The sequence below is a fragment of the Roseivirga pacifica genome, from assembly GCF_900111145.1.
GTDB classification, from domain to species: Bacteria; Bacteroidota; Bacteroidia; order Cytophagales; family Cyclobacteriaceae; genus Roseivirga; species Roseivirga pacifica.
On record NZ_FOIR01000001.1, the window covers coordinates 748,194 to 771,689 of the forward strand.

Consider the following 23,496-nt stretch of genomic DNA (forward strand, 5'->3'; position numbering starts at 1 on the left):
TTTGAATGACCGAATGCCGTATAAATAAGGCATAAAAAAAGCGCCCAAAGGCGCTTTTAGCCAATAGCTATTATTGCTTGGAATCTATTTTGGTAGACTCCGGCTTGGTAGCAGCATTTTTCACGTGCTCCTCCAACCAAGTGTCCATTTCCCATAGCATATGTAAAATTGACTCTTTGGCTCTGTAACCGTGGCTTTCATCTGGCAACATTACCAAACGGGCAGTACCACCATGGCCTTTTACCGCATTATAGAAGCGAATACTCTGAATTGGGAAAGTACCAGAGTTGTTATCTGCTTCACCGTGAATTAGTAATAATGGCTCATTCACTTTATCGGCATGCATAAATGGCGACATATAGTTGTAAAGCTCTGGCGCCTCCCAGTAAGTTCTTTCCTCTCTTTGGAAACCAAAAGGCGTAAGGGTACGGTTGTAGGCACCACTACGGGCAATACCTGCTGCAAATAAATCTGAATGAGCCAATAGATTGGCTGTCATAAACGCACCGTAAGAGTGTCCACCAACACCAACTCTGTTTCTATCGCCAACACCCAGCTCAACCACGGCATCGATAGCCGCTTCGGCATTCATCACCAGTTGCTCTCTAAATGTATCATTTGGCTGCTTATCGCCTTCACCAATAATTGGAAACTCCGTATTGGCCATTACAGCATAGCCTCTAAGTACCCAAAATAGTGGAGAGCCAGAGCTTACACGCGTAAATGAATAAGGAGTACCTCTAACTTGCGCTGCATTGGCTACCGACTTGTACTCTCTTGGGTAAGCCCACATTAATACTGGCAATGGACCGTCTTTATCTTTATCGTAACCTTCTGGTGTATAAAGCACAGCCGTTAAGTCCACACCATCAGCTCTTTTATATTTGATAATCTCTTTGTTTACACGCATCATTTCTGGCTGCGGATGCTCAAAGTCGGTAATGGCCTCTAGGCTGCCTTTTTTAAGGTCTCTTACAAAGTAGTTTGGAGGGTCGTTTTCCGACTCGCGAATGGTAATAATGGTATTCGCTTTTTTGTCGATAATGTCAATAGGGCGTTCGTAATAAGGTGCCTCAGATCTGAAAAGGATCTCGGTTTTTCCATTCTTTAAGTTGAAGGTGCTCAAGTATGGTCTATCACCTTCCGGAGAACCACCAATACTCGACATGAAGAGATTGTCTTTTTCAATCTTCAATACATAGTGACCGTAGGCATTCTTAACCATCATTGGGTTACCCGGGTCTGTGTATCTATCAGTAGTCGATCTGTCTATGATTACTTTTCCTTCGGCAGAAGGGTTCGATGGGTCAATTAGTGTTCTTTTATCGAGTCTCTGTGCCCACCATCTTTCATTTACAATGGCGCGGTTTTCATCGCCCCAGTCTATTCCTCCGTAGCGTAGCGATGTAGTAGCCAATAAAGTTGGTTGCGCAGTAAATGGCGCTTGCAAGGTATAAACAGCATCTCTTTCATTGGTTTCAACAGCTGGGTCGCCACCATCTTTGGCCTCTGCCCAGTAAAGTGTTGCTGGTGCATCAGACCTCCAGCTTACGCTTCTTTTACCTAGGCGCGTAGCATCAAAACCTTTTGGTCGAACCTCGTCTAAAGGAATTTGTGCCAATGTTTTTACTGGCTTTCCGTTAGCACCCCAAATTTCGTAATTGAATGGAAAGCGAGAGGCAGGAACTAAATAAGAAAACGGCTTCTGAATAGTTTGCACCAATACATAGCTACCATCAGGCGAAGGGTTGTAATTTTTAATGATGTCTTGACTACCGAATTTCTCGGCATTTCCGTTTACATCAATTTTCATTAACTGAACCGTGGTGTAATATTCGAAAAGATCTTCGTCATAGCTGTTCTTTAAAAGATCTTGGTAAGTTCTTGAAGCCGCTTCTGCACCGGCAGTCTCCTGAATTACCGGCCCCTTAGGCGCTTGAGGTTTCTGCGGCTCACCACCTCTGTTTTGTACAATAGTACTCACCAATAAGGTTTGGTTGTCTGGCAACCAATCGAAGGCTTTTACATAAGCATTGTTAACAATCGCATTAGTTAGTTTGCTGGCTTTTCGGCTGGCAACATCGGCCACCCAAAGCTCAATACCATTCGATACGGTGTTGGTAAAAGCAATCTTCGATTCATCGTTCGACCAACTTACATTACCGATTTGCGGGTTGCTTGGCATGCCATCAAAACGGAATTTATCGCCAGTTTTAATGTTTTGCATCTCAAGGCCCGTCATGTGTGAGGCGCGGCTTCTTCCATTTGTTCTTGGGTTAATTCGCGTTCCTCCAATTCGTAGTTCAGGAGAAGAAACCTCTTCGATACTTGGGTATCCTGGTCTTTCCATCAAAAGCATCCATTCTCCTTTAGAATCGATACTTACAGAAGGCGTTGAAGGCGCCTCAATCAGTTTGGCAATTACTTCGGGCGGTTTTTGATAGCCCTCTTGAGCACTAGCTGGCTCAGTACTCATGCAAATAGCCACCAAAATGGCCATGAAGAGTTTTTTGAATGTGCTGAATTTCGACATAATTATAGGGTTTAGGACAGTTGAATTTAGGCTATAGCAGGGTATAGTCAACTCAGCTGATTTAAGGCAGTGTTTTGAGGTTTTAAACGGTCAATTCTAGCAGCTTGTAATAGGCCAAGCCTCCATTATTGGTTGTTTTAAATGTCAAATTGAGTTAAAACCCACTCTTTATACGAACAATTTCGTATTAAAAATTGCATCTACGAATTTATTCGTATATAATCGTAGTACGAAATCTATCGTAGACAAAGTTCTAAAGCGCAAGTGATGATAAAACCTACCGAAACCGAGCTCGAAATACTCAACATACTTTGGCAAGAAGGGCCAAGCAGTGTGCGCATTGTGAATGAAAAAATGAATGAACAAAAAGAAGTTGGCTACACAACTACTTTAAAGCTGATGCAGTTAATGACTCAAAAAGGCTTGGTTAAGCGAGACGAAAGCAAGCGTACACATATTTACAATGCCGCAGTAAAAGCCAAAGATTTGCAACAAACTATGGTGAGTAAACTTATGAATGCTGTTTTTTCCGGTTCAGCTGGCCAGCTCGCCTTAAGCGCCCTGGGCAATGGCAAAGCCTCTAAGCAAGAACTAGACGAGATAAAAGCACTAATCGAACAACTAGAAAATGATGCAAAGTAATCAACTACTCGAGTTAATAGGCGCCACCGTGCTAGATTCACTTTGGCAAGGTGCGATCGTTTTTATTATTGCCCTAATCGGCTTGCTGGCGCTACAAAAACAAGGGGCTAAACAGCGTCACAACTGGCTACTTATTTGCCTGCTTGCCTTGCCCATTGGATTCGGTTATTCGGCTATAACGCACTATCAAAACTTATCCACCAATAGCTTGCACCAAACTATCGAGGGTGCTAACTCACAGGTTGTCAATACTTTTAATAATCAGTTACCAACAGCACAATCCACAATGCCAGAAAGGGCTTCTTCAAGCCTTTCTACCTGGAATATAAGCACTTGGTTTGGAGCGGCTTGGCTACTCGGCTTAATGTGCTTTTTCCTAAAAACATCTACAGCATTTCTTCAGCTTAAAAGCCTTAAGGCAGGAGCAACCGCCTGCACAGATGAGCGCATAAACAAGCTAATGGAGCAATTAAAGGCACAATTTTCACTAAAGGCATCAATAATTATAAAAGAGAGCTCGCGAGTAGCCAGCCCTTTGGTAGCCGGAGTATTCAAACCTATAATTCTATTTCCAATAGGGTTGACTCAAGGGCTTTCAACAGCAGAAATAGAAATGATTCTGTTGCATGAATTGGCACATCTGCAGCGAAGAGATTTGCTTATCCACATGGTTATCAACGGGTTGAAATCCGTCTTTTTCTTCCACCCCGTTTTTTGGTGGTTGGAAAGCCAAATTGATAATGAACGCGAGTTTGCCACGGACGAATGGGCACTCAGCCGCCAACCAAACTGCGCTTCACTGGCAAGTGCCTTGGCTAAAACGCAGGAATATAAAATGTTAGGCATGCAACTGGCCTTGGCAGGCCGTTCCAAAAGTCAATTACTCAAACGTATCTATAAAATCATGAACAAAAAACAACAATTCAATTGGTCGGGTGCCTTGGTTACGGTACTTGCCCTCAGCGGCATACTTGCTTTGACAAGTATGCAGACACAGCAAAGCGAAGAATCACCTAAGTATGAGAAGGCCGAGCCAAAATCCATTAATGGTACGGTTAAGCCTAATTCCATCAAAACCGATTCATTAGGTGGTTTTAATGGGTTAGTTGCTAATGCTCAAAGCGACACGACCAAACTAAACCAAGCCGTTTTAGAGATTATTCAGCCTAATTCAGCAATTGACATTAAGCTTGATGAAAAAGGTGAAGTGCAAGAAATAACTAAAAACGGCAAGCCACTAACTGGCGCTGAGTTTAAAATATTTAAAAAAGCGCACGAGCAGCTAAATGAATATACCTTCAGTAGAATAGAAAAAAGCAATGATAAATGGCTTAAGGAAATGGACGCCCGAGCCGAACTTGAAAGACAGAAAGAAGTGGAACTTCAACAAGTAATAGAAGCACGGGAGCTTATACAAAAAGAAGAACTGGAGCAAGATTTGAAACTAGAACTGATGAAACGAGAGATTGAACTCAAGCGTGAACTCATCAGAATTTCGATTGAACAAAAAACTGCTCTAAAGCGGCAAAACGAGCAGCTCCTTTTACAAGAAATTAACCAGTCGTTAGACAGCATGACCATGGCAGAAATGCGTGAAGTAGAAGAGCAGATTCAAGCGCGCATGAAGGAAATCCAAAAAGGAACGCAAATTTTTCGAGGTGTAGTAAAAAGCAATGATCTAGGCACATACACTTTTAGAGATGCCAAAGGTAAAGTTAAAGAACAGTATGTCTTGGAAGCCCTGAACTACTCAAAGTATGGTAAAGAGGATCAGTTGATTGATTTAGACGGAGAACTAATTGATGCAGCTACTTTCGACCTTGACCAACTCGACCTAACGACAGTTGAAAAAGTAGAATACTTTGCGAATGATGAAATGAGAAAGATTTACCCTAAACGAAAGGTTAAGGGTGTTAAGTCAGTTATCCGTATTACCACCAATTAATTTAAAACAACGCCAAGTTGAGCCGCCCACATTCTGTTTGGGTGGCTTTTTTATTTCTTCTCAAGGCATTCACCTTAAAATACTTAACTTACAATATGGAAAGATGCGGCTAAGGGCTAAAAACCCAAAGCCTATAAATTTATTGGCAGAAACGAGTGGAAAAGGTAGACTTAAGTGCGTTGCGGGATTTGACTTTGGGGGATACAGAGTTTATGAAAGATTTGATAGAAACTATTCTAAAATCCGTACCTAAAGAACTTCATCTACTCGAGGATAAAATCGCTTCGGCCGACTTTGAATCCCAAGCCAAGATCTTACACAAGCTAAAGCCCAGTGTGGAGTACTTGGGCATTCATTCACTAGCTATACAGAGACGCAAACTGCACGAAAAAACGAGTACCAAAACCCCAATATTCTCTGATTATTCGGCATTCAAGTCGCGCGTTGAAAACGCCCTTCAAAACCTGGCTGAACAAAAAGAGCAAATACATTAATTTTTTTGCCTGCTAATTAGTTTTATACACCACACCATCCTTCATTACAAAAGACACCTGCTCCAAAACCGTAATATCCTCTAGTGGGTTTCCGTCAACAGCAATCAGGTCAGCCAAAAAATCCTTCTTTATATTTCCCAAGTCTGCAAGGTGAAACAGATCGGCATTTCCAGCAGTCATTGAATGTAATGTTTGTTTTACATTAATACCGTATTCTACCATCATAATAGCCTCTATTACATTTTTTCCATGTGGAAAAACCCCGACATCTCCACCGAATACAAGGGTAACACCCGCCTCAATTGCTCGATTTATTGATGCCTTTTTATTCCGAATTCGTCCGGGCTCATTGGCCTCGGAACCGTCCCAACCACTGTAAAGAGAGATGGAGTGACCGGCAGCAATTGTGGGGCAAAAGCCAACGCTCTTCTCCTTCATTAGCCTAAAAGTTTCGAGGCTACCACCATCGCCATGCTCTATGGTTTCAACACCGGCCTCAATGGCCCTGCGCATACCTTCATCCGAAGAGGCATGCGCCACCACATATCGTCCACTACTTTTGGCAACGGCTACTATGGTTTTTAACTCCTCCACCGTAAAGGTTGGAGCCGCCACCCCATTTGGCCCCCAACGGTAATCGGCATAAACCTTTATAAAATCCGCTCCATGCCCAATTTGATCTCGTGTAACACGAACTAAATCTGTCCCGTCTGCTGCCTCTGCACCTAACGGAACCGTTACGCCCTCATGAAATCCCGCAGGCCCGTAACTTCCAGTGGCCACTATGGCCTTGCCTGCCACTAACAGACGGGGGCCAGGAATTACCCCCTTTTCTACAGCCTGCTTCAAACCCACATCGGCATAACCTGCGCCTTCGCTACCTAAATCGCGCATGGTGGTTACGCCAGCCATTAATGAGGCTTTTAGGTGATTAACCGCCCTTGCAGATCGCTCTGCCACCGATTCTACCAAAACCTGATCGTTCCATGAAGTTTCGTTGTATGGGTGAAGTAAAATATGGGAGTGGCCTTCGATAATTCCCGGCATCAAGGTTTTGCCCTTCAATTCGATGATTTGCTTTGCGCTAATGTCTTTGGCTGGGCCGGCATAGGTTATGATGTTCCTCTTTACGGCTACCACCCAATCGGAATGCATTTCCGTTCCATCGAAAACGCGGTCGGGTTTTAATAAATAATCGTGCTGAGCTTTTAGACTAAAAGCTGCTATAAGAAGGAAGAAGGTTAAGGTATTTTTCATGGTGTGTTGTTTATCGATTCAATATTAACCCAAAAAAGACAAAAGTTTATCACTCCCTAAAATTCTGGGTTCACTCCTGATATAAGCAAAAAACCGAGCGGATTCCCGATCAAGTCGGGAATGACGCACCTTTTTTGGGTTAATTGAAAGGGCTATTTCGCAAAGATCTGGCTTGGATCCTTAAAAGACTTGAATTCCAGAGCATTACCGCTTGGATCTAGAAAGAACATGGTGGCTTGTTCGCCTACTTCTCCTTCAAAGCGAATGTAAGGCTCTATTACAAAGTCAATACCTTCGGTTTTTAGTTTATCGGCCAAATCGTGCCACTGGTTCCACTCCAACACGGCCCCAAAATGACGAACCGGAACGTTTTTACCGTCTACACCATTGGTTTGTGCTTGCACAAGCTCTTCGGGCTTTACGTGTGCACTCAATTGGTGGCCAAAGAAGTTAAAGTCGATCCACTTATCAGTAGAGCGGCCAATTTCGCAACCCAGCAAATCGCCAAAAAAGGCGCGAGTAGATGCAATGTCTTTTACAGGAAAAGCTAAATGAAAAGGGGTGTTCATGTTTCAGTTTTTGGTTATCAGTAATCTGTAATTTGGTGTCAATTTAAACGTAAAATGATCAATTGAATAGATTGTTTGAAATTCGTCACTTTTAAGGGTTGATTGGTCACAGTTTTTTGAGTGACAGCTAACTCTGCAGTAAGATTGAGGAAAAATAAACGCATGAAGAATCTAATTCCTATATCAATTGTTGTCTCCATTTTTCTGTTTGCCGTTGCAATAGGAATCATCCTTCAGGTTAACCAAGGACACTATTTTGTTGAAGCTGCAGTGAAGGATGGGTATGCAGAAATAGATGCAAGACAGTTATACATTAATACCAATATTGCAAAGTCTATTTCAGCTGCGCTATTACTGGTGCTTTTCTTTGTTGGGGCCAGAACTACAAAGCGACTATTTCAGGTAGGCCAGCTTAAATTTGCACTCCCAATATTTCTACTTTACCTAATGTTTTATAGTTCTGTTTGCACTATGACACATGAGCTATTGAACACATCATTCAGTTTTAGCATATTAAAGAGCCAAGCACCTACCTACGTACCAGCTCAAGCAATCATTTCAGCAATTTATTATTCAATAATTGGATTAGCAGGACTATTAGCCTCAACCACATACACAATAATTAAATGCTCTAAAAAAGTTAAAGGCATATCACTAAAAGCCCTGGGCTCCAAATTTAGAGCCATCAACTTCTCAAGTAACTTTACGCTTTTTTTAGTCATATACATCATTAGAAACCCGAACTTCTCCATTTCTTTTGGCACTATTGGGTTACTGACTTCAATGGTGATATTTAGCATACTTAGCTCAAAAGCTGGTTCCCTAGTATTGATTTCATTTCTGAGCAAGGGGCAATTAACCTTTAGCAAACCAATAGAACGCATTAGCCAAGCAATCCTCTCAAGCTTTGGTATATACTCTGTTGGCTTTCTTCTGTTTGTACTCTCATTTAGTTTTGACTCCGCATTTTTTAGTGCCTTAGAAACATTCCCATCGACCATACTACTCCTTTTTATCATCATTGTAATCGCTGGCTTAATAGCCATTGCCTTATGGAAGTACAACATTGCAGGAGTTAGAACAGAAGCAGCCCTTAGCACAGCCAAGTCCGAACTCTCCTTTCTTAAATCTCAGATCAATCCGCACTTTTTGTTCAATTCGCTCAACAGCATTTACGGTATTGCTTTGGCCGAAAAAAGTCCGAAAACAGCCGATGGCGTACAAAAGCTCAGCGAAATGATGCGCTTTATGCTCAAAGAAAACACACAGGAAAAGATCAGCCTGAACAAAGAAATTGAGTACATCCATAACTACATCGACCTGCAGTCGCTGCGTTTGGATACCAATAAACACGTACAATTAAATGTTTCCATCGAACAGCCGTGCGATGGAAACATTAGCCCAATGCTGCTAATCCCCATGATCGAAAATGCCTTTAAACACGGTGTGAGCATTGATAAACCGAGTTTTATCGATATTGCGCTAAAGTGTAATGAGCACTATGTGAGCCTAAACGTCAAAAACAGCAACCATCATAAAGAAAAAACAGCAGCAGAGGAAAGCGGCATTGGGCTAGAAAATGTGCGCAAACGCCTTGAGTTACTTTACCCAGAAAAACACTTGTTTCAAGTCTACGAAAACGAGGAAACCTACGAGGCATTTATTAAAATTGAGCTAGCATGATAAAAGCCATTGCCATAGATGACGAGCCAATTGCACTAAAGATCATTGAGGATCACGCCTCGAAAATTCCCTTTCTGCAGATTGACGCTTCGTTTACCAATGCTTTTCATGCAATTGAGTATTTAAAAAAGCACACGGTCGATTTACTCTTACTCGACATTAACATGCCCGATATTTCCGGGTTGGATTTTCTAAAAACGCTTACGCAGAAACCGCTGGTTATTTTCACCACGGCTTACAGCGAATATGCGCTGGAAAGTTATGAGCACGATGCCGTTGACTATTTGCTAAAACCCTTTGAGTTTGGCCGGTTTCTCAAGGCTATTAACAAGGCCAGTGAACGACTGAATGAATCGCCTCAAACCTACATTTTTCTAAAATCAGGTTATGAATATGTGCGCTTAGAGCTTCAGGACATTCTTTTTGTGAAGGCAGAAGGCAACTACATGAAGTTCGTGTGCAAGGATCAAACCGTGCTTTCACGGCTCACGCTGCAAGAAACAGAGGAAATACTCAAGCACTCTGAGCTAATTAAAGTGCACCGATCTTACTTAGCCAACTTTCAGCTAGCCGATAAAATAGAAAAGCACCAGATTCACTTTGGTGAACACTTGGTGCCAATAACTGCTGAAGGTTTCGATAAAATTCAGCAAGCTCTTTAAACCTTACACCGACAGCGGAGACAGAAGTTATTTAGCCTTAAGTCTTTACTCTCTAATCCCCCAAACCCCCTTTTCAAAAAGGGGGAAGCTGCATTAACGAATAGCTTTCAATCCCTCGTTGGGACAATACCAACGAGTAGAGCAAAGGGCTGTTGGTGATAACACCAACAGCGGAGAGAACTCAGAAGGCGATTTAACCCACAGATTTATCTGTGGGAATTAACTAGTAGCCTTCCAATATCATTAATGAGTTTGAGCTTGCGAGAGTTACCAGCTACCGCCAGAACCGCCTCCACCAAAGGAGCCGCCTCCGAAGCCGCCAAAGCCTCCGCCTCCACCACCGAAGCCGGAACCACCACCAAAACCACCTCCGCCACCGCGGAAGTTATCCCAGTCATCATTTCTGTGGCCACCCATTCCACTGCCCATCATAAACCAAGCCCACCAAGGCAAACCACGGCTACCAAAACTGTTACCTCTTCTTAGGCCGGCAATAGCAGGAATAATAAAGAAGAACAGAATGAAGATGAAGATAAACGGAACGCCTTTCTTCTTTGCGCTTCTTCTACCTTGAGCCACCTGATCGGCAGTAAACTCGCCCGAGGCCAGTTTAAAGATCACATCTGTCGCGTCATCCAAACCTTGGTAGAACCTGCCCTCGCGAAAGCGCGGATTCATATATTCCTCACGAATGGTATAGGTAGCCGCATCTGTTATAGCGCCTTCCATCCCATAGCCTGTTACTATGGCCGCTTTTCTGTCGTTTATGGAAACCACAATAAAAACACCGTTATCCTTAGCCGTACCTACTTTCCACTTCTGTCCTGTTCTCTGCGCAAAGTCAACTACTTCGTAACCGCCCAAAGACTCCACAATAAGAATGGCCACTTGGGTAGATGTTGTATCCTCATAATTGAGCAACTTATTTTCCAAAGCAGCAGCTTCAGAACCTGTTAATGTATTTCCTGTAAAATCGTTTACCAAGCGTTGAGGACTTGGCGGATCGGGAATACCTGTTTGCCCAAAAGCAACTGAACTAATTAAAAATGTAAGTAGGAGTAGAGTATATCGCATATTAGTTTTTGCCAAATGAGATGTCGTCAGAAAGCTCATTTTTGTCGTCTTTCTGGTACGGGAAAAATTCTTTCAGGCGTTCGCCTGCACATAAAATGCCTTCTTCGAGCCCAGCGGTTAAGTTACCCGCTTTAAAATGCGCTAACATCTTTTCTTTGGTTACATCCCAAAAATCTTCGGCTACTTTGGCGTTGATTCCGGCATCGCCAATAATGGCAAATTTGTGATCTTTTACAGCCATATAAACCAGCACGCCATTTCTGGCGGCTGTTTTATGCATATCTAGTTGGGCAAAAACCTGTGCAGCACGATCGAGCACGTTAGCCTTACTGCAGTGGTTTTCAAGGTGCACTCGAATTTCACCACTCGTGTTCAGCTCGGCCTTTTCAATGGCTGCTTTAATCCTTGCCTTTTCGTCTTTTGAAAAACTCGCTTCAGCCATTAGTCAAAACTTACTTCTGGTGCTGTATCTGCTCCTGCCGAAGCTTCAAAGTACGCTTTCTTCTCGAAGCCAAACACGTTGGCATAAATGTTCTTCGGGAAGGTTCTTATGTAAGTATTGTATTCTTGTACAATGCCGTTAAAGTTTCTTCGCTCTACTGAAATGCGGTTTTCAGTACCTTCTAACTGTACCTGCAATTGCTGGAACTGGGTGTTAGCCTTTAGGTCAGGGTAACGCTCTACGGTTACCATCAATCGGCTAAGTGCTCCGCTCAACCCTTGTTGGGCTTGCTCAAAGTTGGCAATAGCCTGAGGCGTTAAGTTACTCGGGTCGATGCTTACTGAAGTAGCTTTTGCACGTGCTTCAATTACACCGGTTAAGGTTTCTTGCTCAAAATCTGCATAGCCTTTTACCGTGTTCACAAGGTTGGGAATTAGGTCGGCTCTACGCTGATACTGGTTTTCTACCTGCGCCCAAGCACCATCAATGCTTTCTTCGCGCTGAACCAGCCCGTTGTATGTACCTTTAAAAGTTGAATAGCCAATGAGTACCACCAAGGCAACCACAATTAGCACAATCCATTTTTTCTTCATAATCAATGTCGGTTTTATAAAAACTACGTGAATGCACCCGCAAGATATATGCTAACTTTGTTATCGGACAATATGACAGATAAACGTTAGCATATGGACGCAGAATCTTTCCGCAAGCACGGACATGAGTTAGTAGACTGGATGGCAGATTACTTTACAGAGGTAGAAAACTACCCAGTAATGCCACAGGTAAAACCAGGCGATATTTTAAAGCAGTTGCCAAAATCGGCTCCGCAAAGTGCCGAAGGCTTCGATGATATTTTTAAAGACTTTAAAGACATCATTATGCCAGGCATGACGCACTGGGAAAGCCCCAACTTTATGGCCTACTTTCCTGCCAATAAAAGTAAAGCTTCCGTGCTAGCCGAAATGCTAATGAGCACATTGGGTGCACAGTGCATGGTTTGGCTTACTTCGCCCGCTGCTGCCGAGTTAGAAGAGCAAATGATGGAATGGCTGCGCGAAATGATTGGTTTATCAGAAAATTTCACCGGAGTAATTCAAGACACGGCCTCCACCGCCACACTGTCTGCATTAATTACAGCTCGGGAAAGAGCAACTAAGTATCAGATCAACGAGAAGGGCTTCAAAAATGAGCGCTTCGTAGTATACGCTTCAAAAGAGATTCACTCATCTATTGATAAGGCCGTGAAAATTGCCGGCTTTGGTATTGAGCAATTGCGCAAAATTGAAGTAGATGAGCACTTCGCTTTAAAGCCAGAGGTTTTGAAGGAGCAAATTCAGGCTGATATCAAACTCGGCTTACAACCATTGGCAGTGGTTTCTGCCATTGGCACCACCAGCACCACGGCTATAGACCCAATTGCCGCCATTGGAGCAATTTGTGAACAGTACAACTTGTGGCATCATGTAGATGCGGCTTATGCTGGCACCGCTTTGGTGCTGCCAGAAATGCGCTGGATGGCCGAAGGTGTAGAATCTGCCGATTCATTTGTTTTCAATCCACACAAATGGATGTTCACAAACTTTGATTGCACCGCTTACTTTGTGAAAGACCCAAGCACTTTGGTGAACACCTTTGCCATAATGCCCGATTATTTGAAAACCTCGGTTGACGATGAAGTGAAAAACTATCGCGACTGGGGAATACCTTTAGGCCGAAGGTTCCGTGCACTTAAACTCTGGTTCGTAATTCGCGAAATGGGAGTGGAAGGCATTCAAGAAAAAATCAGAAAACACATTGCACTGGGCAAATGGTTAGCCGAACAAGTAAATGAACACAAAGACTTCGAATTACTCGCTCCGGTTCCGTTAAATACCGTATGCTTTCGATACAAAAGTGCCTCGGCCAAAAAGCTGGCCGACATCAACAAAGAGATTATGAATAGTGTGAATGCCACAGGCAAACTGTTTTTCACACAAACCAGTATAAATGGAGTGTTTACTTTACGTTTAGCGTTTGGAAACACCAATTTAGAGGCCTATCATGTGGAAAACGCTTGGAACCTCATTCAGGAGAAGGCTGTGGAAGTGATGGAAAAATATGCCTAAATTCTACTCCTTAATCATAATATTGAGCTGTTTATTGCTGGCTTGTAACAACCAAAAGCAGCAAGTTGAAAGCCCTGAAACAATCAGTTTCAAAACAGATGATTCTTCAAGGCTATTTTTCAGAAATGTAAGGCAAATAGCTTACGACAAAGAAGAGCTGACTGCCGCCAAGCTGAATATCTATCGGTACAAAAAGCGCTTGGAAGAGCAGCACATTCCCGTACTCAATCTGGCTTTGGTAGAAAACTGGCGATTTGATGAAGCATACCTGCTCATAGAGCCGAATGATTTCATCAAGCAAAATACGATTCTAGTAAAATGGGAAAACCCGACCACAGAGGAAAAGGGCCTGATTGAATTTACTGCTAGCAACAAAGAGAGTCACCAGCTTTTTGCCTCAAAAGTATATGAGCAGTTAACAGCGAATAGCCGCTTAGAAATAAAAATGGAGAATGAGTGGCACAGGATATTGCATACGCAGGAACAGCGCGATGCTTTTACAACCACCGTTTACGATTATTATCGCCTCACACTAAGACTGTAGCTTAGTGCTGCTCTTTCTTTTTCTTCTTGCCTTTGAATAGGGCATCATTTTGGCTCAATGCACCCACAACACCAATTAGGATTACAACAATCCAGATGAAAGTATTCGCGCCACTAGCAATAGGAGGATCAAACAACATAGTCTTTCGTTTTACGCGAGCAAAGATAAATCAAATTACATATGTTAAGAAGTAGTTCACACATTTTTAACAACACTCTAACAAAAGGCTCATCTTTCGCCCCAAAATGTAATATAAAGTTAACCAAATTGCAGGCGACTAAAGAAATAGCACGCACTATCTTGTGCTCTGAAAAATTTGAACCTAATGAAGAACTCATTAAGGACTGAGAGAAAGAAAAGAAAAATCACCCAAGAACAATTAGCTAACCTTGTGGGTGTATCGCGACAGAGTATCAACGCCATTGAAAGAGGAAAGTACACGCCTTCAACCGTGCTTTCTATGAAGATTTCAGAAATCTTCAATACCAGCGTAAACAAACTTTTTGAGCTGGAGCCAGTGGATTACGAAAAGTCGAACTAGCCGTATTCACATCTTTTTTTACTAAATTAATAGCTTCAACAAACACACACTGATGAAGCTAAATATAACGCATACAGGTTTTTACAAGGCTGGAAAAGCCAACCTATGTAATAGCCTGAACTTTGTGCGTTTAACCACAACACCAATAAACCACACTTACCATGAGCAAGAAAATCAAGATCCTCTCCATTGATGGAGGCGGAATAAGAGGTATTATTCCCGGCACCATTCTCAATTACATCGAGTCTGAAATTCAGAAAAGAACCAATAATCCTGACTCACGCTTGGCCGACCATTTTGATCTGGTAGCCGGAACGAGCACAGGAGGCATTCTTACCTGCACCTATTTAATGTGCGATGAAAACGGCCAGTCGAAATACTCGGCAGCCGATGCACTGAATATTTACCTAGAGAGGGGCGGAGATATTTTCAGCCTTTCCTTTTGGCGAAAGCTGTGGACAATTTTTGGTATTAGACGCCCCAAATATTCAGTAGATGCGCTAGAAAGTGCCCTACACGATTATTTTGGGGATACTATGACAGCCGACCTGAAAAGGCCCTGCATTATTACATCGTATGATATTCGCGATAGAAAAGCCGTGTTCTTTAACAAAGTAGATGGCGTAAATAACCCAGTTAGAAACTATAAGGTAAAAGATGTGGCGCGAGCAACTTCAGCCGCGCCTACCTACTTTAAGCCCGCCAGAATAAAATCGGCCATTGATGCGCCTTTGGTTTTGGTTGATGGTGGCGTTTTTGCCAACAACCCAACCCTTTGTGCTTATGCTGAAGCAAGAACACTGGATTTTGGCAAACAAGACACACCAGGCGATATAGCTTTTCCAAGTGCTGAAGATATGTTTGTGCTCTCTTTAGGAACAGGCACCGAACAAGAACCTTATTACTACGACAAAGCCAAAAACTGGGGAATGGTAAGTTGGATTCAACCGATTATCGACATTATGATGTCGGGTAATTCGGAAACTGTTGATTACCAGCTAAAGCAAATGTTTAAGGCCGTAAAAAAGCAGGGTAGTTACCACAGAATTCAGCCAAGCCTGCACAACGCCAAATCGCAAATGGACGATGTTTCTCCTCAAAACTTAAATGCCTTGCACGAGGCAGGTTTGGTTTACATTGCAAACAATGAGGAGAAGATCAACAAAGTGATCGATCAGATTTTGGCCGATTAATCGCCCTGAGCCGTAATTACCAACCTGCGGGCACCACCATAGTTTCTGTGTTCGCAGAGGTAAATACCTTGCCAAGTACCGAGGTTCAGTCTGCCATTGGTAATAGGTATAGTAACCGATGGCCCCAACAAGCTTGCCTTGATATGCGAAGTCATATCATCAGGTCCTTCAAAAGTGTGTTGATAATGATTCAGACTTTCTGGCACCAAATAGTTAAAGTGCGTTTCGAAATCCTCTCGAACCGTTGGGTCAGCATTTTCATTGATGGTTAAGCTGGCCGAAGTATGCTTAATGTGCACGTGTAGCAGGCCAACTTTGATTTGCCTGAGTTCAGGAAAGGCCTCCACCACTTCGTGGGTAATTAAGTGGAAGCCTCTGCGCCTAGGTTTCAGCGTTATTTCATGCTGAAAGAACATTAGTCTTGGCTACCGTCTTGAAGCTTTTCGGCATTTTCTGCCATACGCAAGTTATCAATGAAATCACCAATTTGCCCGTCCATTACGGTTGGTAAGTTGTGCACAGAATAACCAATTCTATGGTCAGTAACACGCCCTTGTGGATAGTTGTAGGTTCTAATTTTATCAGACCTATCGGCATTGCCTACCAATGATTTTCTGGCGCCTGCAATTTCGTCTTGTTGCTTTTTAAGCTCTTGCTCGTACATGCGCGAACGTAATACTTGCAAGGCCTTATCGTAGTTTTTGTGCTGCGAACGCCCATCCTGACATTCCACCACAATACCCGTAGGAATATGCGTTAATCGCACGGCCGATTCCGTTTTGTTTACGTGCTGACCACCCGCACCAGAAGCACGGTAAGTGTCCTTCTTCACGTCCTTCATGTCCAAGTTCACATCCACATCTTCAACCTCTGGCAATACCGCTACCGAAGCTGCCGAAGTATGCACTCGCCCTTGCGACTCTGTAACCGGCACACGCTGCACACGGTGAACACCTGATTCGAACTTTAACGAACCATAAACATCTTCGCCCGAAATACTGAAAACAATCTCTTTAAAACCACCCGATGAAGCTTCGCTTAAGCTGATCAGCTCTTTTTTCCAGCCTCTTTCCTGAATAAAGCGATCGTACATGCGGTAAAGGTCGCCTGCAAAAATTCCCGCTTCATCGCCACCAGCTCCTGCCCGAATCTCCATAATCACATCTTTATGATCGTCCGGATCTTTCGGAATCAGCATGTATTTAAGCTGCTCTTCTAATTCTGCTTGGCGCGGAACAAGCTCATCCAACTCGGCTTTGGCCATGTCGCGAAACTCCTCATCCTTCTCATTCTTGATGATTTCCTTAGAAGATTCAATATTGCCCAGCACATTGGTGTATTCATCGTAAACCACCACAATCTTCTCAAGGTCTTTGAATTCCTTGTTCAGCTTAGTGAATTCCTTGATGTTAGACGCAATGTCCGGTTGAACAATCAGTTGTCCGACTTCTTCGAAACGTAGTTTTATGGCTTGCAGCTTATCGAGCATATATTTTGAATTAGTGCGTAAAATTAACAAACAAAACCAATCGATGTTACATTTGTGAAAAGCTTCGTTTGAGATGAAGAAATACACATTCCTAATTACCCTTTCCTTTTTGCTTGCTAACGCGTGTGGCGATCAGAAAATTGACACCGAAAAGGCCAAGGCCGAAATGAAAGCGCGTGAAATTAAGAAAGTTTCTGATGCCGAAATATTAGAAAAGGCCATGGAAATGGGTAATGAGCTGGCAAAAGACTTCAGTTATAGCACAGACGCTACGGTTTTAGAAACAGATGCTCAATTTAGCAGCAAGCTTTATTTATTCGATAGCAAGGCCAGTGGAAAAACCCAGCAAATTTTGGCGGCATATAAATACAATGCCGCAAACGATATTGCCTCTGAGCCGAATGTGCAGATTTTGGAAGACCCAACAATTATTTTGTATTCAAAACCAGCATTCAATCAAGCAAACGTGCCAATCGGCATGTGGGCCATTGAACTACCCAGAAAAGAGGTGGTTTTGGCTATTGAATGACTTAAGTACCACACGCTGCTTTAATGCATAAAAAAAGCGCCCTGTTGAGAGGCGCTTTCGTTCGAATTATGTTGGTGGTTAAAAACCTCCACCGTCCATTCCTCCAGAGGCAATAAACAGTGCAGCAATTGCTCCATAGAAGACAAACGTCAATACTATTCCTATCGCATACCAAATAAGCATTGCTTTGGCAAAATTTGATTTGGTAGTGGGTGCATTGCCTCCAAAACCCCAAATAAAAAGCATAATTATACCTACCAGTGGTATAGCAGTAAGTAGGATGGTTACTAACCAATCGCCTACTTTCATAGGTTGTTCTGTTGATTCTGTCATTATAATTATGTTTAAGGTTGAATGATTAATATAGAGAAATTAATGCACATAACTCGCTGCATTAATATCTATTGTGCTACCTGTGGCATGATCGGCCAAGCCGCTGGCCAAAAAAACCACTGTTGGGGCCAAGTCTTTTGGCTCTGTAAGCTTATTCAGCGCAATGTCGTTCAGCGCATAATCCTCACCGTATTGATCCATAAAATCCCGAGCCATATCGGTGCGCACAAAACCTGGCGCAATATTAAAAGCCATAATATTCTGCTTTCCGTAATAACGGGCAATTGTTCGGGTAAGTGATACCACTGCTCCTTTAGAAGCACCATAGGCTAAGTAACCTTCCGTATCGCCACGGAAAGCTGCCCGCGATGAAATGTTAATAATGCGGCCTCCACCAATTGTCTGCATATGATTCACCGCCTTTTTACACAATAGGCCTGTTGCCAAAGCATTTACTGCAAACATTTGGTTCCAATCGCTTACCCAATCCTCATCATCCCCATTCATAGCCGAAGAAATGGCCACTCCTGCATTGTTCACCAGCACATCAACCTTACCATAATGTTCTTCTACTTGCTTAAACAAGTTAGTAACAGAAGCGGTATTTGATAAGTCAGCCTGAAAGGCCCTTGAACCATTACCAATTTGTGCCGCAACAGCCTCGGCCTTACTTGCATTTTGGTTAAAGTGTATGGCCACAGTTGCTTCGCTTTCACCTAAAGCCTTGCAAATACCTTCGCCAATTCCCCTCGAACCTCCTGTAACTAAGGCAACTTTTCCTTTTAAAGAAATCTTCATGTTTTCCCGCTTTTAGTCGAATATATTACATTCTTAATCCGTCCACTAAAACTAATTGGTGGAAAATACGCTAAACTACTGGCTATGTTAAAGAAATCAATCCTGCTGGCGACCGTGGCTTTTGCAGCCATTTCGCTTAATGCACAAACCGTTTCGTTCGAAGAGTACAATCCGCCTTCTTCTTTGGTTGTACCAGAGCACCCTACTACACGCGCTAAGTTTCCGTTTATAGATGTGCACAGCCACCAATGGCGCATGGGCGAAAAAGACCTCGATAAATTGGCCGCAGAAATGGACGCCTTAAACATGGGTTTAATGGTTAACCTTTCGGGGGGAAGTGGCAAGGCCATTGCTGATGCCATGAAAAACATTCGTGAAAACCAGCCGAAACGTTTTTTGGTTTTTGCCAACCTTAATTTTAGCAATCTAGACGATGCTTGGGGCGAAAGAGCTGCTGCACAGCTAGAAAGAGATTACGAACAAGGTGCGCGTGGACTTAAAATTTTCAAAAACCTTGGCCTAAGTGTAGAAGACGCGCAAGGCAACAGGGTAGCGGTTGACGACCCAAGGCTAGATCCTGTTTGGGCTAAATGTGGCGAACTCGGTATTCCGGTGCTTATTCACACAGCCGACCCTAAACAATTCTGGGAGCCTTTTGATGCGGATAATGAGCGCTGGCTAGAACTGAAAACACACCCAAGAAGAAAGCGTGAGGACAACGATCCGGCTCCTTGGGAAACAATGATTGAAGAACAGCATAATGTCTTCAAAAAGCATCCGAACACTACTTTTATTGCTGCGCACATGGGCTGGTACGCCAACGATTTGGCCAAGCTAGGTACACTGCTAGACGAAATGCCGAATATGATGGTGGAAATTGGCGCAGTAATAGCCGAGCTAGGCCGACAGCCAAAATTTGCCAATCAGTTTTTTCAAAAATATCAAGATAGAGTGCTCTTTGGCAAAGACGCTTACAACCCTGATGAGTACTTTACCTACTTCCGTGTACTAGAAACCGAAGACGAATATTTTCCATACTATAAAAAGTACCATGCTTTTTGGCGCATGTATGGATTGGGCCTACCAGACGAGATATTGAAAAAGCTTTACTACAAAAATGCGCTACGGATTATTCCCGACATAGACGCCAGCATTTTCCCCAAATAGAAGGCCTAAATGAGCGAGCAATATTCCCGATTCAGTTTGAGAATGGGCGACTACATCCTGTTTAGCTATTTCTGTGGCAACTACCAACCTATGTTTGTAGTATGGTTACAGAGAACCAAAAACATAGTGTTATGAGAAAAGTGCTGCTGTTTGTAGGGGTTGCCGTGGGGTTGATCATTATCACCACACAGGCAAAGGCTCAAACCAACATGTTTATGTATGGCGAAGTAATTACCATTGACGGTGATCGCTACCAAGGCTTTTTGCGCTGGGGAACCGATGAGGTTTACTGGCACGATATGTACAACGCTTCTAAAACATCGAACGATTTTAATCGCTTTCTTTCTAGATCAGAAAAGGCTGAAATAGAGCAAAAGAGCTCCGGAAACGGCTGGTCTGGCATTGCTGCGGGCGTTTTAAGTATTTGGGAAGACAAGTACTCTGGAAGCAACCACCAGTTCGACACCCGATTTGGCGACATCAGTTCCATAGAGTTCCGCAGAGGTTCGCGGGCATTAATCAAGCTTAAAAACGGGGTGGTGTTAGAAGTTGGTGGCACAACCTACAGCGATATTAACCCAGACATTCGCCTAATGGACGATGAGCTTGGGGAAGTAACACTCAAGTCGAGCAGAATAGAACAAGTAAACTTTTTGCCGAGCCCAAATAGTGGCAAAGCATTCGGCACACCAATTTATGGAACGGTAAACGCAGGTCGTAAAGGTACTTTTTCGGGCATTATTCAGTGGGATAATGACGAGCGATTTAAAGAGGATATTCTGGATGGAAAAGATAGAGACGGTGATAAAAAGATTCCGTTTGAAAGCATAAAGCGCATAGAAAAAATGCGAAGCGGGGTTGAAGTAACCCTACATTCTGACCGCAAGTTTTACCTTACCGGCAGCAACGATGTAAACAGCGAGAACCGCGGCATTGTAATGCTAATTCCGGATGTTGGGCAGGTTAAAATCCCTTGGAGGGAATTTAACGACCTAGAAATTACCGAAGGCAATTTTGAAGGCTTTGCTTACAGCGATTTTCCGGTATCGGAAGGGCTATCGGGTACGGTGGTTACCGTTGATGGCGATGAGTACACTGGCTTGTTGGCCTACGATTTGGACGAAGCTTGGGAGTTTGAAATTTTGGATGGAAACGATGATGATGTGGAGTATCACATTCCGCTGCGAAACGTTAAAAACATTATTCCTAAGAACTACAGCTACTCATCGGTAATACTCAAAAACGGTATGAACCTGCTATTGGGCGGTAGCCGCGATGTTGACGAGGACAATGATGGGGTGCTAGTTTTCACCTCGAAAAATGATGACCCAGTGTATGTTCGCTGGTCAAAAATTGACGAAATTATCTTCGATTAAATCAGCTATAAGTGGCCTTTTTTCGAAAGAACCTTATTCAAATAATTGTTAGCGTAGTATTGGTAGGTGGTGCTTTTTTGGCGCTTTACCTTACCAATGCCTCGCGCGAACTGTACCTTACAGCAGGCTGGATCACCACCACACTTCTGCTTATTTGGGCTTCGAACAAACTGCTAACCCGTAAGCTCGACAAGCGGTTACCTTGGTTAAAGTATGGCAACAAGCGGTTTTATTGGCAGTTGGGCTTGGGCATTTTACTTTCACTGCTCATCATCAACATCAGTTATTTAGTACTCAAGTTCGGACTTACGCAAGATCCGCCCGATGAAATTCAGGTGATTAGCATGAACGTAATTGGGCTATTGGTACTGCTACCGCTTATTTCGATCAATTTTGGCATTCAGTTTTTAAGCAATTGGAAAAACGCACAATTAAAGGCAGAGGAATTTCAGAAAGAAACCATTAAAGCCGAGCTGGCCACACTCAAGCACCACCTCGATCCACATTTTCTGTTCAATAACCTGAATATTCTTTCTTCGCTTATTACGCTAGACCCAGATCTATCGCAAACCTATTTGGAAAAATTTGCCGAGGTGTATCGCAACATTTTGCAAAGCAGCAAAGAGGAACTTGTTACGCTCAACCAAGAATTGCGCTTTATCACTTCTTACCTTTACCTGCTCGACATTCGGTTTGAAGACACCATACAGACATTTATAGATGTAGATAGCAAAGAACACCTAAAGTATTTGCCGCCATTAACACTACAAATGCTGATTGAAAACGCCATTAAGCACAATACCATTACTGAGGTGCGACCTTTGAAGATCTACATTTCGAGCCAAAATGGGTTTATCTCAATTAAGAACAACTATCAGCCTAAAAAGGTGGAAGCCCGAAACAGTGGTAAAACCGGACTTACCAACATTAAGAAAAGATATTCCTATTTTACTGATAAGGAGGTGCAGGTATTTAGCAACCCCGATAATTTTATAGTAAAAGTACCACTGATTGAAATGGAGGGGTAAAACGGATAATACCGTCTCAAAAATAGAAGCTTTAAAAAATGAAAGTAGTTGTTTTCGAAGATGAAAAGTTAGCCTCAGAAAGGCTGATACAATTGTTGCAGTCCATAAGACCCGATGCCGAAGTTTTAGCATCGATGAAGTCGGTGGAAGCAGCATTGCTATGGCTCGAAAACAACGAACAACCCGACCTGATCATCAGCGACATTCAGCTGCTCGATGGCACCAGCTTCGAAATTTTTGAGCAACACAAAATCGAGTGCCCAGTCATTTTCACCACAGCTTTCGATGAATACGCCATCAAGGCGTTTGAGGTGAACAGCATTGCTTATTTGCTTAAGCCAATTCAGAAGGAAAAGTTGGAAGTTGCGCTCAGCAAACTGCAGGCGCAACAATCATCGGCCAGTAGTTTAGATATTGACAGCATACGCGAAATGCTGAAGAGCGAAACTGTGGAATATAAATCGCGATTTCTGGTAAAACTGGGCCAGCGCATTCGTGCTATTCCCGTTGAAAAGATCGCTTATTTCTATTCGCAAGACAAACTCACATTCTTGGTCACTTTCGAAAATCAAAAATACCCAATTGACCAAACGCTGGAAGAGCTTGACGCACTGCTTAATCCGAAAAACTACTTCCGTGTAAACCGTAAGTTCTTGGTGCATTTTGATGCCGTGGCAGACATTCACCCTTACTTTAAAGGCCGCGTAAAACTTGGCTTAGAACCACAAATTGATGAAGACATTGTGGTAAGCTCTGAAAAAACCCCCGTATTTAAGCAGTGGTTGGATAGTTAGAGAAAGACCATTCTATCCCCATACCTAGGCCAGACCAATCGGATATTGAAGCGCTAGCTTTATCAGTTTCACTTTTCCGTCTGACCTACGGTACTGACGGAAAGCCCCATCAGTACCGCAGGTCAGATGGGACCCTATAACAAAAAGCCTCTCAATTAGGCTCACAAACCGTTTTGCCTCCATTAAATCACCCCCCTTGTTTTTCTGATTTCTGACAACCAATCAACTAACCCCCAATCAGGCATTCCTATTCAGTATCCACTCTTCCCGATTCGGCACTAAAAATCCCCGATAGAAC

Annotated in this window: 25 protein-coding genes; 14 read left to right on the top strand and 11 right to left on the bottom strand. The window is 43.0% G+C overall.

Features of this window, described 5'->3' with window-relative positions; translation table 11 throughout:
• Positions 1 to 70 precede the first annotated feature (70 nt).
• Positions 71 to 2,533, bottom strand: coding sequence for a S9 family peptidase (locus BMW98_RS03470; protein ID WP_090256988.1), 2,463 nt, complete (start codon positions 2,531 to 2,533; stop codon positions 71 to 73).
• A 267-nt stretch (positions 2,534 to 2,800) separates the two neighbouring features.
• Between BMW98_RS03470 and BMW98_RS03475 the strand changes: the two genes are divergently transcribed.
• The 3 genes from BMW98_RS03475 to BMW98_RS03485 all read left to right on the top strand — a co-directional run bounded on the left by BMW98_RS03475 (position 2,801) and on the right by BMW98_RS03485 (position 5,614).
• Positions 2,801 to 3,175: a BlaI/MecI/CopY family transcriptional regulator gene (locus BMW98_RS03475; RefSeq protein WP_170836503.1), complete on the top strand. Its 375-nt coding sequence runs from the start codon at positions 2,801 to 2,803 to the stop codon at positions 3,173 to 3,175.
• Positions 3,162 to 5,120, top strand: coding sequence for a M56 family metallopeptidase (locus BMW98_RS03480; RefSeq protein WP_090256990.1), 1,959 nt, complete (start codon positions 3,162 to 3,164; stop codon positions 5,118 to 5,120). Before BMW98_RS03475 ends, BMW98_RS03480 begins: the two co-directional genes overlap by 14 nt.
• A gap of 155 nt (positions 5,121 to 5,275) precedes the next feature.
• Positions 5,276 to 5,614 (top strand): hypothetical protein, encoded by a 339-nt coding sequence (locus tag BMW98_RS03485; RefSeq protein WP_139177392.1) that lies wholly within the window; start codon positions 5,276 to 5,278, stop codon positions 5,612 to 5,614.
• A gap of 12 nt (positions 5,615 to 5,626) precedes the next feature.
• Here BMW98_RS03485 and BMW98_RS03490 read toward each other — a convergent pair whose 3' ends face one another.
• Together BMW98_RS03490 and BMW98_RS03495 are read right to left on the bottom strand one after the other, a co-directional pair.
• The gene (locus BMW98_RS03490) at positions 5,627 to 6,871 is read right to left on the bottom strand and encodes a metal-dependent hydrolase family protein (RefSeq protein WP_090256992.1); all 1,245 of its coding nucleotides are present in this window, start codon (positions 6,869 to 6,871) and stop codon (positions 5,627 to 5,629) included.
• A gap of 152 nt (positions 6,872 to 7,023) precedes the next feature.
• Complete coding sequence (locus tag BMW98_RS03495) at positions 7,024 to 7,440, bottom strand: VOC family protein (protein ID WP_090256993.1); 417 nt, start codon at positions 7,438 to 7,440, stop codon at positions 7,024 to 7,026.
• 162 nt (positions 7,441 to 7,602) lie between these two features.
• On the opposite strand from BMW98_RS03495, the gene BMW98_RS03500 reads away from it, so the two are divergent.
• Positions 7,603 to 9,123, top strand: a complete 1,521-nt coding sequence (locus BMW98_RS03500) for a sensor histidine kinase (RefSeq protein WP_090256994.1) — start codon at positions 7,603 to 7,605, stop codon at positions 9,121 to 9,123.
• Positions 9,120 to 9,785 carry a LytR/AlgR family response regulator transcription factor gene (locus BMW98_RS03505; protein WP_090256995.1) on the top strand — a complete coding sequence of 222 codons (666 nt, stop codon included), beginning with the start codon at positions 9,120 to 9,122 and terminating at the stop codon, positions 9,783 to 9,785. The genes BMW98_RS03500 and BMW98_RS03505 overlap by 4 nt, the downstream gene beginning before the upstream one ends.
• 267 nt (positions 9,786 to 10,052) lie before the next feature.
• Here the strand turns inward: BMW98_RS03505 and BMW98_RS03510 are convergent, their stop codons facing one another.
• The 3 genes from BMW98_RS03510 to BMW98_RS03520 are packed head-to-tail and all read right to left on the bottom strand — an operon-like array spanning position 10,053 to position 11,894.
• Entirely contained in the window at positions 10,053 to 10,859 is an 807-nt protein-coding gene (locus BMW98_RS03510; RefSeq protein WP_162844668.1) for a TPM domain-containing protein, read from the bottom strand.
• A 1-nt stretch (position 10,860) separates the two neighbouring features.
• On the bottom strand, positions 10,861 to 11,301 hold the full coding sequence (locus BMW98_RS03515; RefSeq protein WP_090256997.1) for a TPM domain-containing protein: 441 nt from the start codon (positions 11,299 to 11,301) through the stop codon (positions 10,861 to 10,863).
• Complete coding sequence (locus BMW98_RS03520) at positions 11,301 to 11,894, bottom strand: LemA family protein (protein ID WP_090256998.1); 594 nt, start codon at positions 11,892 to 11,894, stop codon at positions 11,301 to 11,303. Before BMW98_RS03520 ends, BMW98_RS03515 begins: the two co-directional genes overlap by 1 nt.
• A 93-nt stretch (positions 11,895 to 11,987) precedes the next feature.
• On the opposite strand from BMW98_RS03520, the gene BMW98_RS03525 reads away from it, so the two are divergent.
• Both BMW98_RS03525 and BMW98_RS03530 read left to right on the top strand, forming a co-directional pair.
• Complete coding sequence (locus BMW98_RS03525; RefSeq protein WP_090256999.1) at positions 11,988 to 13,406, top strand: pyridoxal phosphate-dependent decarboxylase family protein; 1,419 nt, start codon at positions 11,988 to 11,990, stop codon at positions 13,404 to 13,406.
• Positions 13,399 to 13,950, top strand: coding sequence for a hypothetical protein (locus tag BMW98_RS03530; protein ID WP_090257000.1), 552 nt, complete (start codon positions 13,399 to 13,401; stop codon positions 13,948 to 13,950). The genes BMW98_RS03525 and BMW98_RS03530 overlap by 8 nt, the downstream gene beginning before the upstream one ends.
• Position 13,951: 1 nt before the next feature.
• Here BMW98_RS03530 and BMW98_RS20390 read toward each other — a convergent pair whose 3' ends face one another.
• Positions 13,952 to 14,089 carry a hypothetical protein gene (locus BMW98_RS20390; protein WP_162844669.1) on the bottom strand — a complete coding sequence of 46 codons (138 nt, stop codon included), beginning with the start codon at positions 14,087 to 14,089 and terminating at the stop codon, positions 13,952 to 13,954.
• Positions 14,090 to 14,275: 186 nt separating this feature from the next.
• Here BMW98_RS20390 and BMW98_RS03535 point away from each other — a divergent pair, with 186 nt between their 5' ends.
• Complete coding sequence (locus BMW98_RS03535; RefSeq protein WP_090257001.1) at positions 14,276 to 14,491, top strand: helix-turn-helix transcriptional regulator; 216 nt, start codon at positions 14,276 to 14,278, stop codon at positions 14,489 to 14,491.
• 161 nt (positions 14,492 to 14,652) lie between these two features.
• Positions 14,653 to 15,684 carry a patatin-like phospholipase family protein gene (locus BMW98_RS03540; protein ID WP_090257002.1) on the top strand — a complete coding sequence of 344 codons (1,032 nt, stop codon included), beginning with the start codon at positions 14,653 to 14,655 and terminating at the stop codon, positions 15,682 to 15,684.
• Here BMW98_RS03540 and BMW98_RS03545 read toward each other — a convergent pair.
• Both BMW98_RS03545 and prfA read right to left on the bottom strand, forming a co-directional pair.
• Positions 15,681 to 16,100, bottom strand: a complete 420-nt coding sequence (locus BMW98_RS03545) for a secondary thiamine-phosphate synthase enzyme YjbQ (RefSeq protein WP_090257003.1) — start codon at positions 16,098 to 16,100, stop codon at positions 15,681 to 15,683. The two genes, BMW98_RS03540 and BMW98_RS03545, sit on opposite strands and share 4 nt — an antisense overlap.
• Positions 16,100 to 17,173, bottom strand: coding sequence for a peptide chain release factor 1 (gene prfA, locus BMW98_RS03550; RefSeq protein WP_090257004.1), 1,074 nt, complete (start codon positions 17,171 to 17,173; stop codon positions 16,100 to 16,102). The genes BMW98_RS03545 and prfA overlap by 1 nt, the downstream gene beginning before the upstream one ends.
• Before the next feature lie 73 nt (positions 17,174 to 17,246).
• Here prfA and BMW98_RS03555 point away from each other — a divergent pair, with 73 nt between their 5' ends.
• Positions 17,247 to 17,702, top strand: a complete 456-nt coding sequence (locus BMW98_RS03555) for a hypothetical protein (protein WP_090257005.1) — start codon at positions 17,247 to 17,249, stop codon at positions 17,700 to 17,702.
• A gap of 78 nt (positions 17,703 to 17,780) precedes the next feature.
• On the opposite strand, the gene BMW98_RS03560 is transcribed toward BMW98_RS03555, so the two are convergent.
• Both BMW98_RS03560 and BMW98_RS03565 read right to left on the bottom strand, forming a co-directional pair.
• On the bottom strand, positions 17,781 to 18,035 hold the full coding sequence (locus BMW98_RS03560; RefSeq protein WP_090257006.1) for a hypothetical protein: 255 nt from the start codon (positions 18,033 to 18,035) through the stop codon (positions 17,781 to 17,783).
• A 39-nt stretch (positions 18,036 to 18,074) separates the two neighbouring features.
• Complete coding sequence (locus BMW98_RS03565) at positions 18,075 to 18,833, bottom strand: SDR family NAD(P)-dependent oxidoreductase (RefSeq protein ID WP_090257007.1); 759 nt, start codon at positions 18,831 to 18,833, stop codon at positions 18,075 to 18,077.
• An 84-nt stretch (positions 18,834 to 18,917) separates the two neighbouring features.
• On the opposite strand from BMW98_RS03565, the gene BMW98_RS03570 reads away from it, so the two are divergent.
• The 4 genes from BMW98_RS03570 to BMW98_RS03585 all read left to right on the top strand — a co-directional run bounded on the left by BMW98_RS03570 (position 18,918) and on the right by BMW98_RS03585 (position 23,198).
• Positions 18,918 to 20,000, top strand: a complete 1,083-nt coding sequence (locus BMW98_RS03570) for an amidohydrolase family protein (protein ID WP_090257008.1) — start codon at positions 18,918 to 18,920, stop codon at positions 19,998 to 20,000.
• Positions 20,001 to 20,131: 131 nt separating this feature from the next.
• On the top strand, positions 20,132 to 21,376 hold the full coding sequence (locus tag BMW98_RS03575) for a hypothetical protein (protein WP_139177394.1): 1,245 nt from the start codon (positions 20,132 to 20,134) through the stop codon (positions 21,374 to 21,376).
• A gap of 11 nt (positions 21,377 to 21,387) precedes the next feature.
• Positions 21,388 to 22,404, top strand: coding sequence for a sensor histidine kinase (locus BMW98_RS03580; RefSeq protein WP_090257010.1), 1,017 nt, complete (start codon positions 21,388 to 21,390; stop codon positions 22,402 to 22,404).
• A 38-nt stretch (positions 22,405 to 22,442) separates the two neighbouring features.
• Positions 22,443 to 23,198, top strand: a complete 756-nt coding sequence (locus BMW98_RS03585; RefSeq protein WP_090257011.1) for a LytR/AlgR family response regulator transcription factor — start codon at positions 22,443 to 22,445, stop codon at positions 23,196 to 23,198.
• Positions 23,199 to 23,496 lie beyond the last annotated feature (298 nt).

Excerpts from the sequence above, each read along its gene's own strand:
- BMW98_RS03470 (WP_090256988.1), bottom strand. The coding sequence starts at position 2,533 with ATGTCGAAATTCAGCACATTCAAAAAACTCTTCATGGCCATTTTGGTG.
- BMW98_RS03475 (WP_170836503.1), top strand. The coding sequence starts at position 2,801 with ATGATAAAACCTACCGAAACCGAGCTCGAAATACTCAACATACTTTGG.
- BMW98_RS03480 (WP_090256990.1), top strand. The coding sequence starts at position 3,162 with ATGATGCAAAGTAATCAACTACTCGAGTTAATAGGCGCCACCGTGCTA.
- BMW98_RS03490 (WP_090256992.1), bottom strand. The coding sequence starts at position 6,871 with ATGAAAAATACCTTAACCTTCTTCCTTCTTATAGCAGCTTTTAGTCTA.
- BMW98_RS03495 (WP_090256993.1), bottom strand. The coding sequence starts at position 7,440 with ATGAACACCCCTTTTCATTTAGCTTTTCCTGTAAAAGACATTGCATCT.
- BMW98_RS03500 (WP_090256994.1), top strand. The coding sequence starts at position 7,603 with ATGAAGAATCTAATTCCTATATCAATTGTTGTCTCCATTTTTCTGTTT.
- BMW98_RS03505 (WP_090256995.1), top strand. The coding sequence starts at position 9,120 with ATGATAAAAGCCATTGCCATAGATGACGAGCCAATTGCACTAAAGATC.
- BMW98_RS03510 (WP_162844668.1), bottom strand. The coding sequence starts at position 10,859 with ATGCGATATACTCTACTCCTACTTACATTTTTAATTAGTTCAGTTGCT.
- BMW98_RS03515 (WP_090256997.1), bottom strand. The coding sequence starts at position 11,301 with ATGGCTGAAGCGAGTTTTTCAAAAGACGAAAAGGCAAGGATTAAAGCA.
- BMW98_RS03520 (WP_090256998.1), bottom strand. The coding sequence starts at position 11,894 with ATGAAGAAAAAATGGATTGTGCTAATTGTGGTTGCCTTGGTGGTACTC.
- BMW98_RS03525 (WP_090256999.1), top strand. The coding sequence starts at position 11,988 with ATGGACGCAGAATCTTTCCGCAAGCACGGACATGAGTTAGTAGACTGG.
- BMW98_RS03530 (WP_090257000.1), top strand. The coding sequence starts at position 13,399 with ATGCCTAAATTCTACTCCTTAATCATAATATTGAGCTGTTTATTGCTG.
- BMW98_RS20390 (WP_162844669.1), bottom strand. The coding sequence starts at position 14,089 with ATGTTGTTTGATCCTCCTATTGCTAGTGGCGCGAATACTTTCATCTGG.
- BMW98_RS03535 (WP_090257001.1), top strand. The coding sequence starts at position 14,276 with ATGAAGAACTCATTAAGGACTGAGAGAAAGAAAAGAAAAATCACCCAA.
- BMW98_RS03540 (WP_090257002.1), top strand. The coding sequence starts at position 14,653 with ATGAGCAAGAAAATCAAGATCCTCTCCATTGATGGAGGCGGAATAAGA.
- BMW98_RS03545 (WP_090257003.1), bottom strand. The coding sequence starts at position 16,100 with ATGTTCTTTCAGCATGAAATAACGCTGAAACCTAGGCGCAGAGGCTTC.
- prfA (WP_090257004.1), bottom strand. The coding sequence starts at position 17,173 with ATGCTCGATAAGCTGCAAGCCATAAAACTACGTTTCGAAGAAGTCGGA.
- BMW98_RS03555 (WP_090257005.1), top strand. The coding sequence starts at position 17,247 with ATGAAGAAATACACATTCCTAATTACCCTTTCCTTTTTGCTTGCTAAC.
- BMW98_RS03560 (WP_090257006.1), bottom strand. The coding sequence starts at position 18,035 with ATGACAGAATCAACAGAACAACCTATGAAAGTAGGCGATTGGTTAGTA.
- BMW98_RS03565 (WP_090257007.1), bottom strand. The coding sequence starts at position 18,833 with ATGAAGATTTCTTTAAAAGGAAAAGTTGCCTTAGTTACAGGAGGTTCG.
- BMW98_RS03570 (WP_090257008.1), top strand. The coding sequence starts at position 18,918 with ATGTTAAAGAAATCAATCCTGCTGGCGACCGTGGCTTTTGCAGCCATT.
- BMW98_RS03575 (WP_139177394.1), top strand. The coding sequence starts at position 20,132 with ATGAGAAAAGTGCTGCTGTTTGTAGGGGTTGCCGTGGGGTTGATCATT.
- BMW98_RS03585 (WP_090257011.1), top strand. The coding sequence starts at position 22,443 with ATGAAAGTAGTTGTTTTCGAAGATGAAAAGTTAGCCTCAGAAAGGCTG.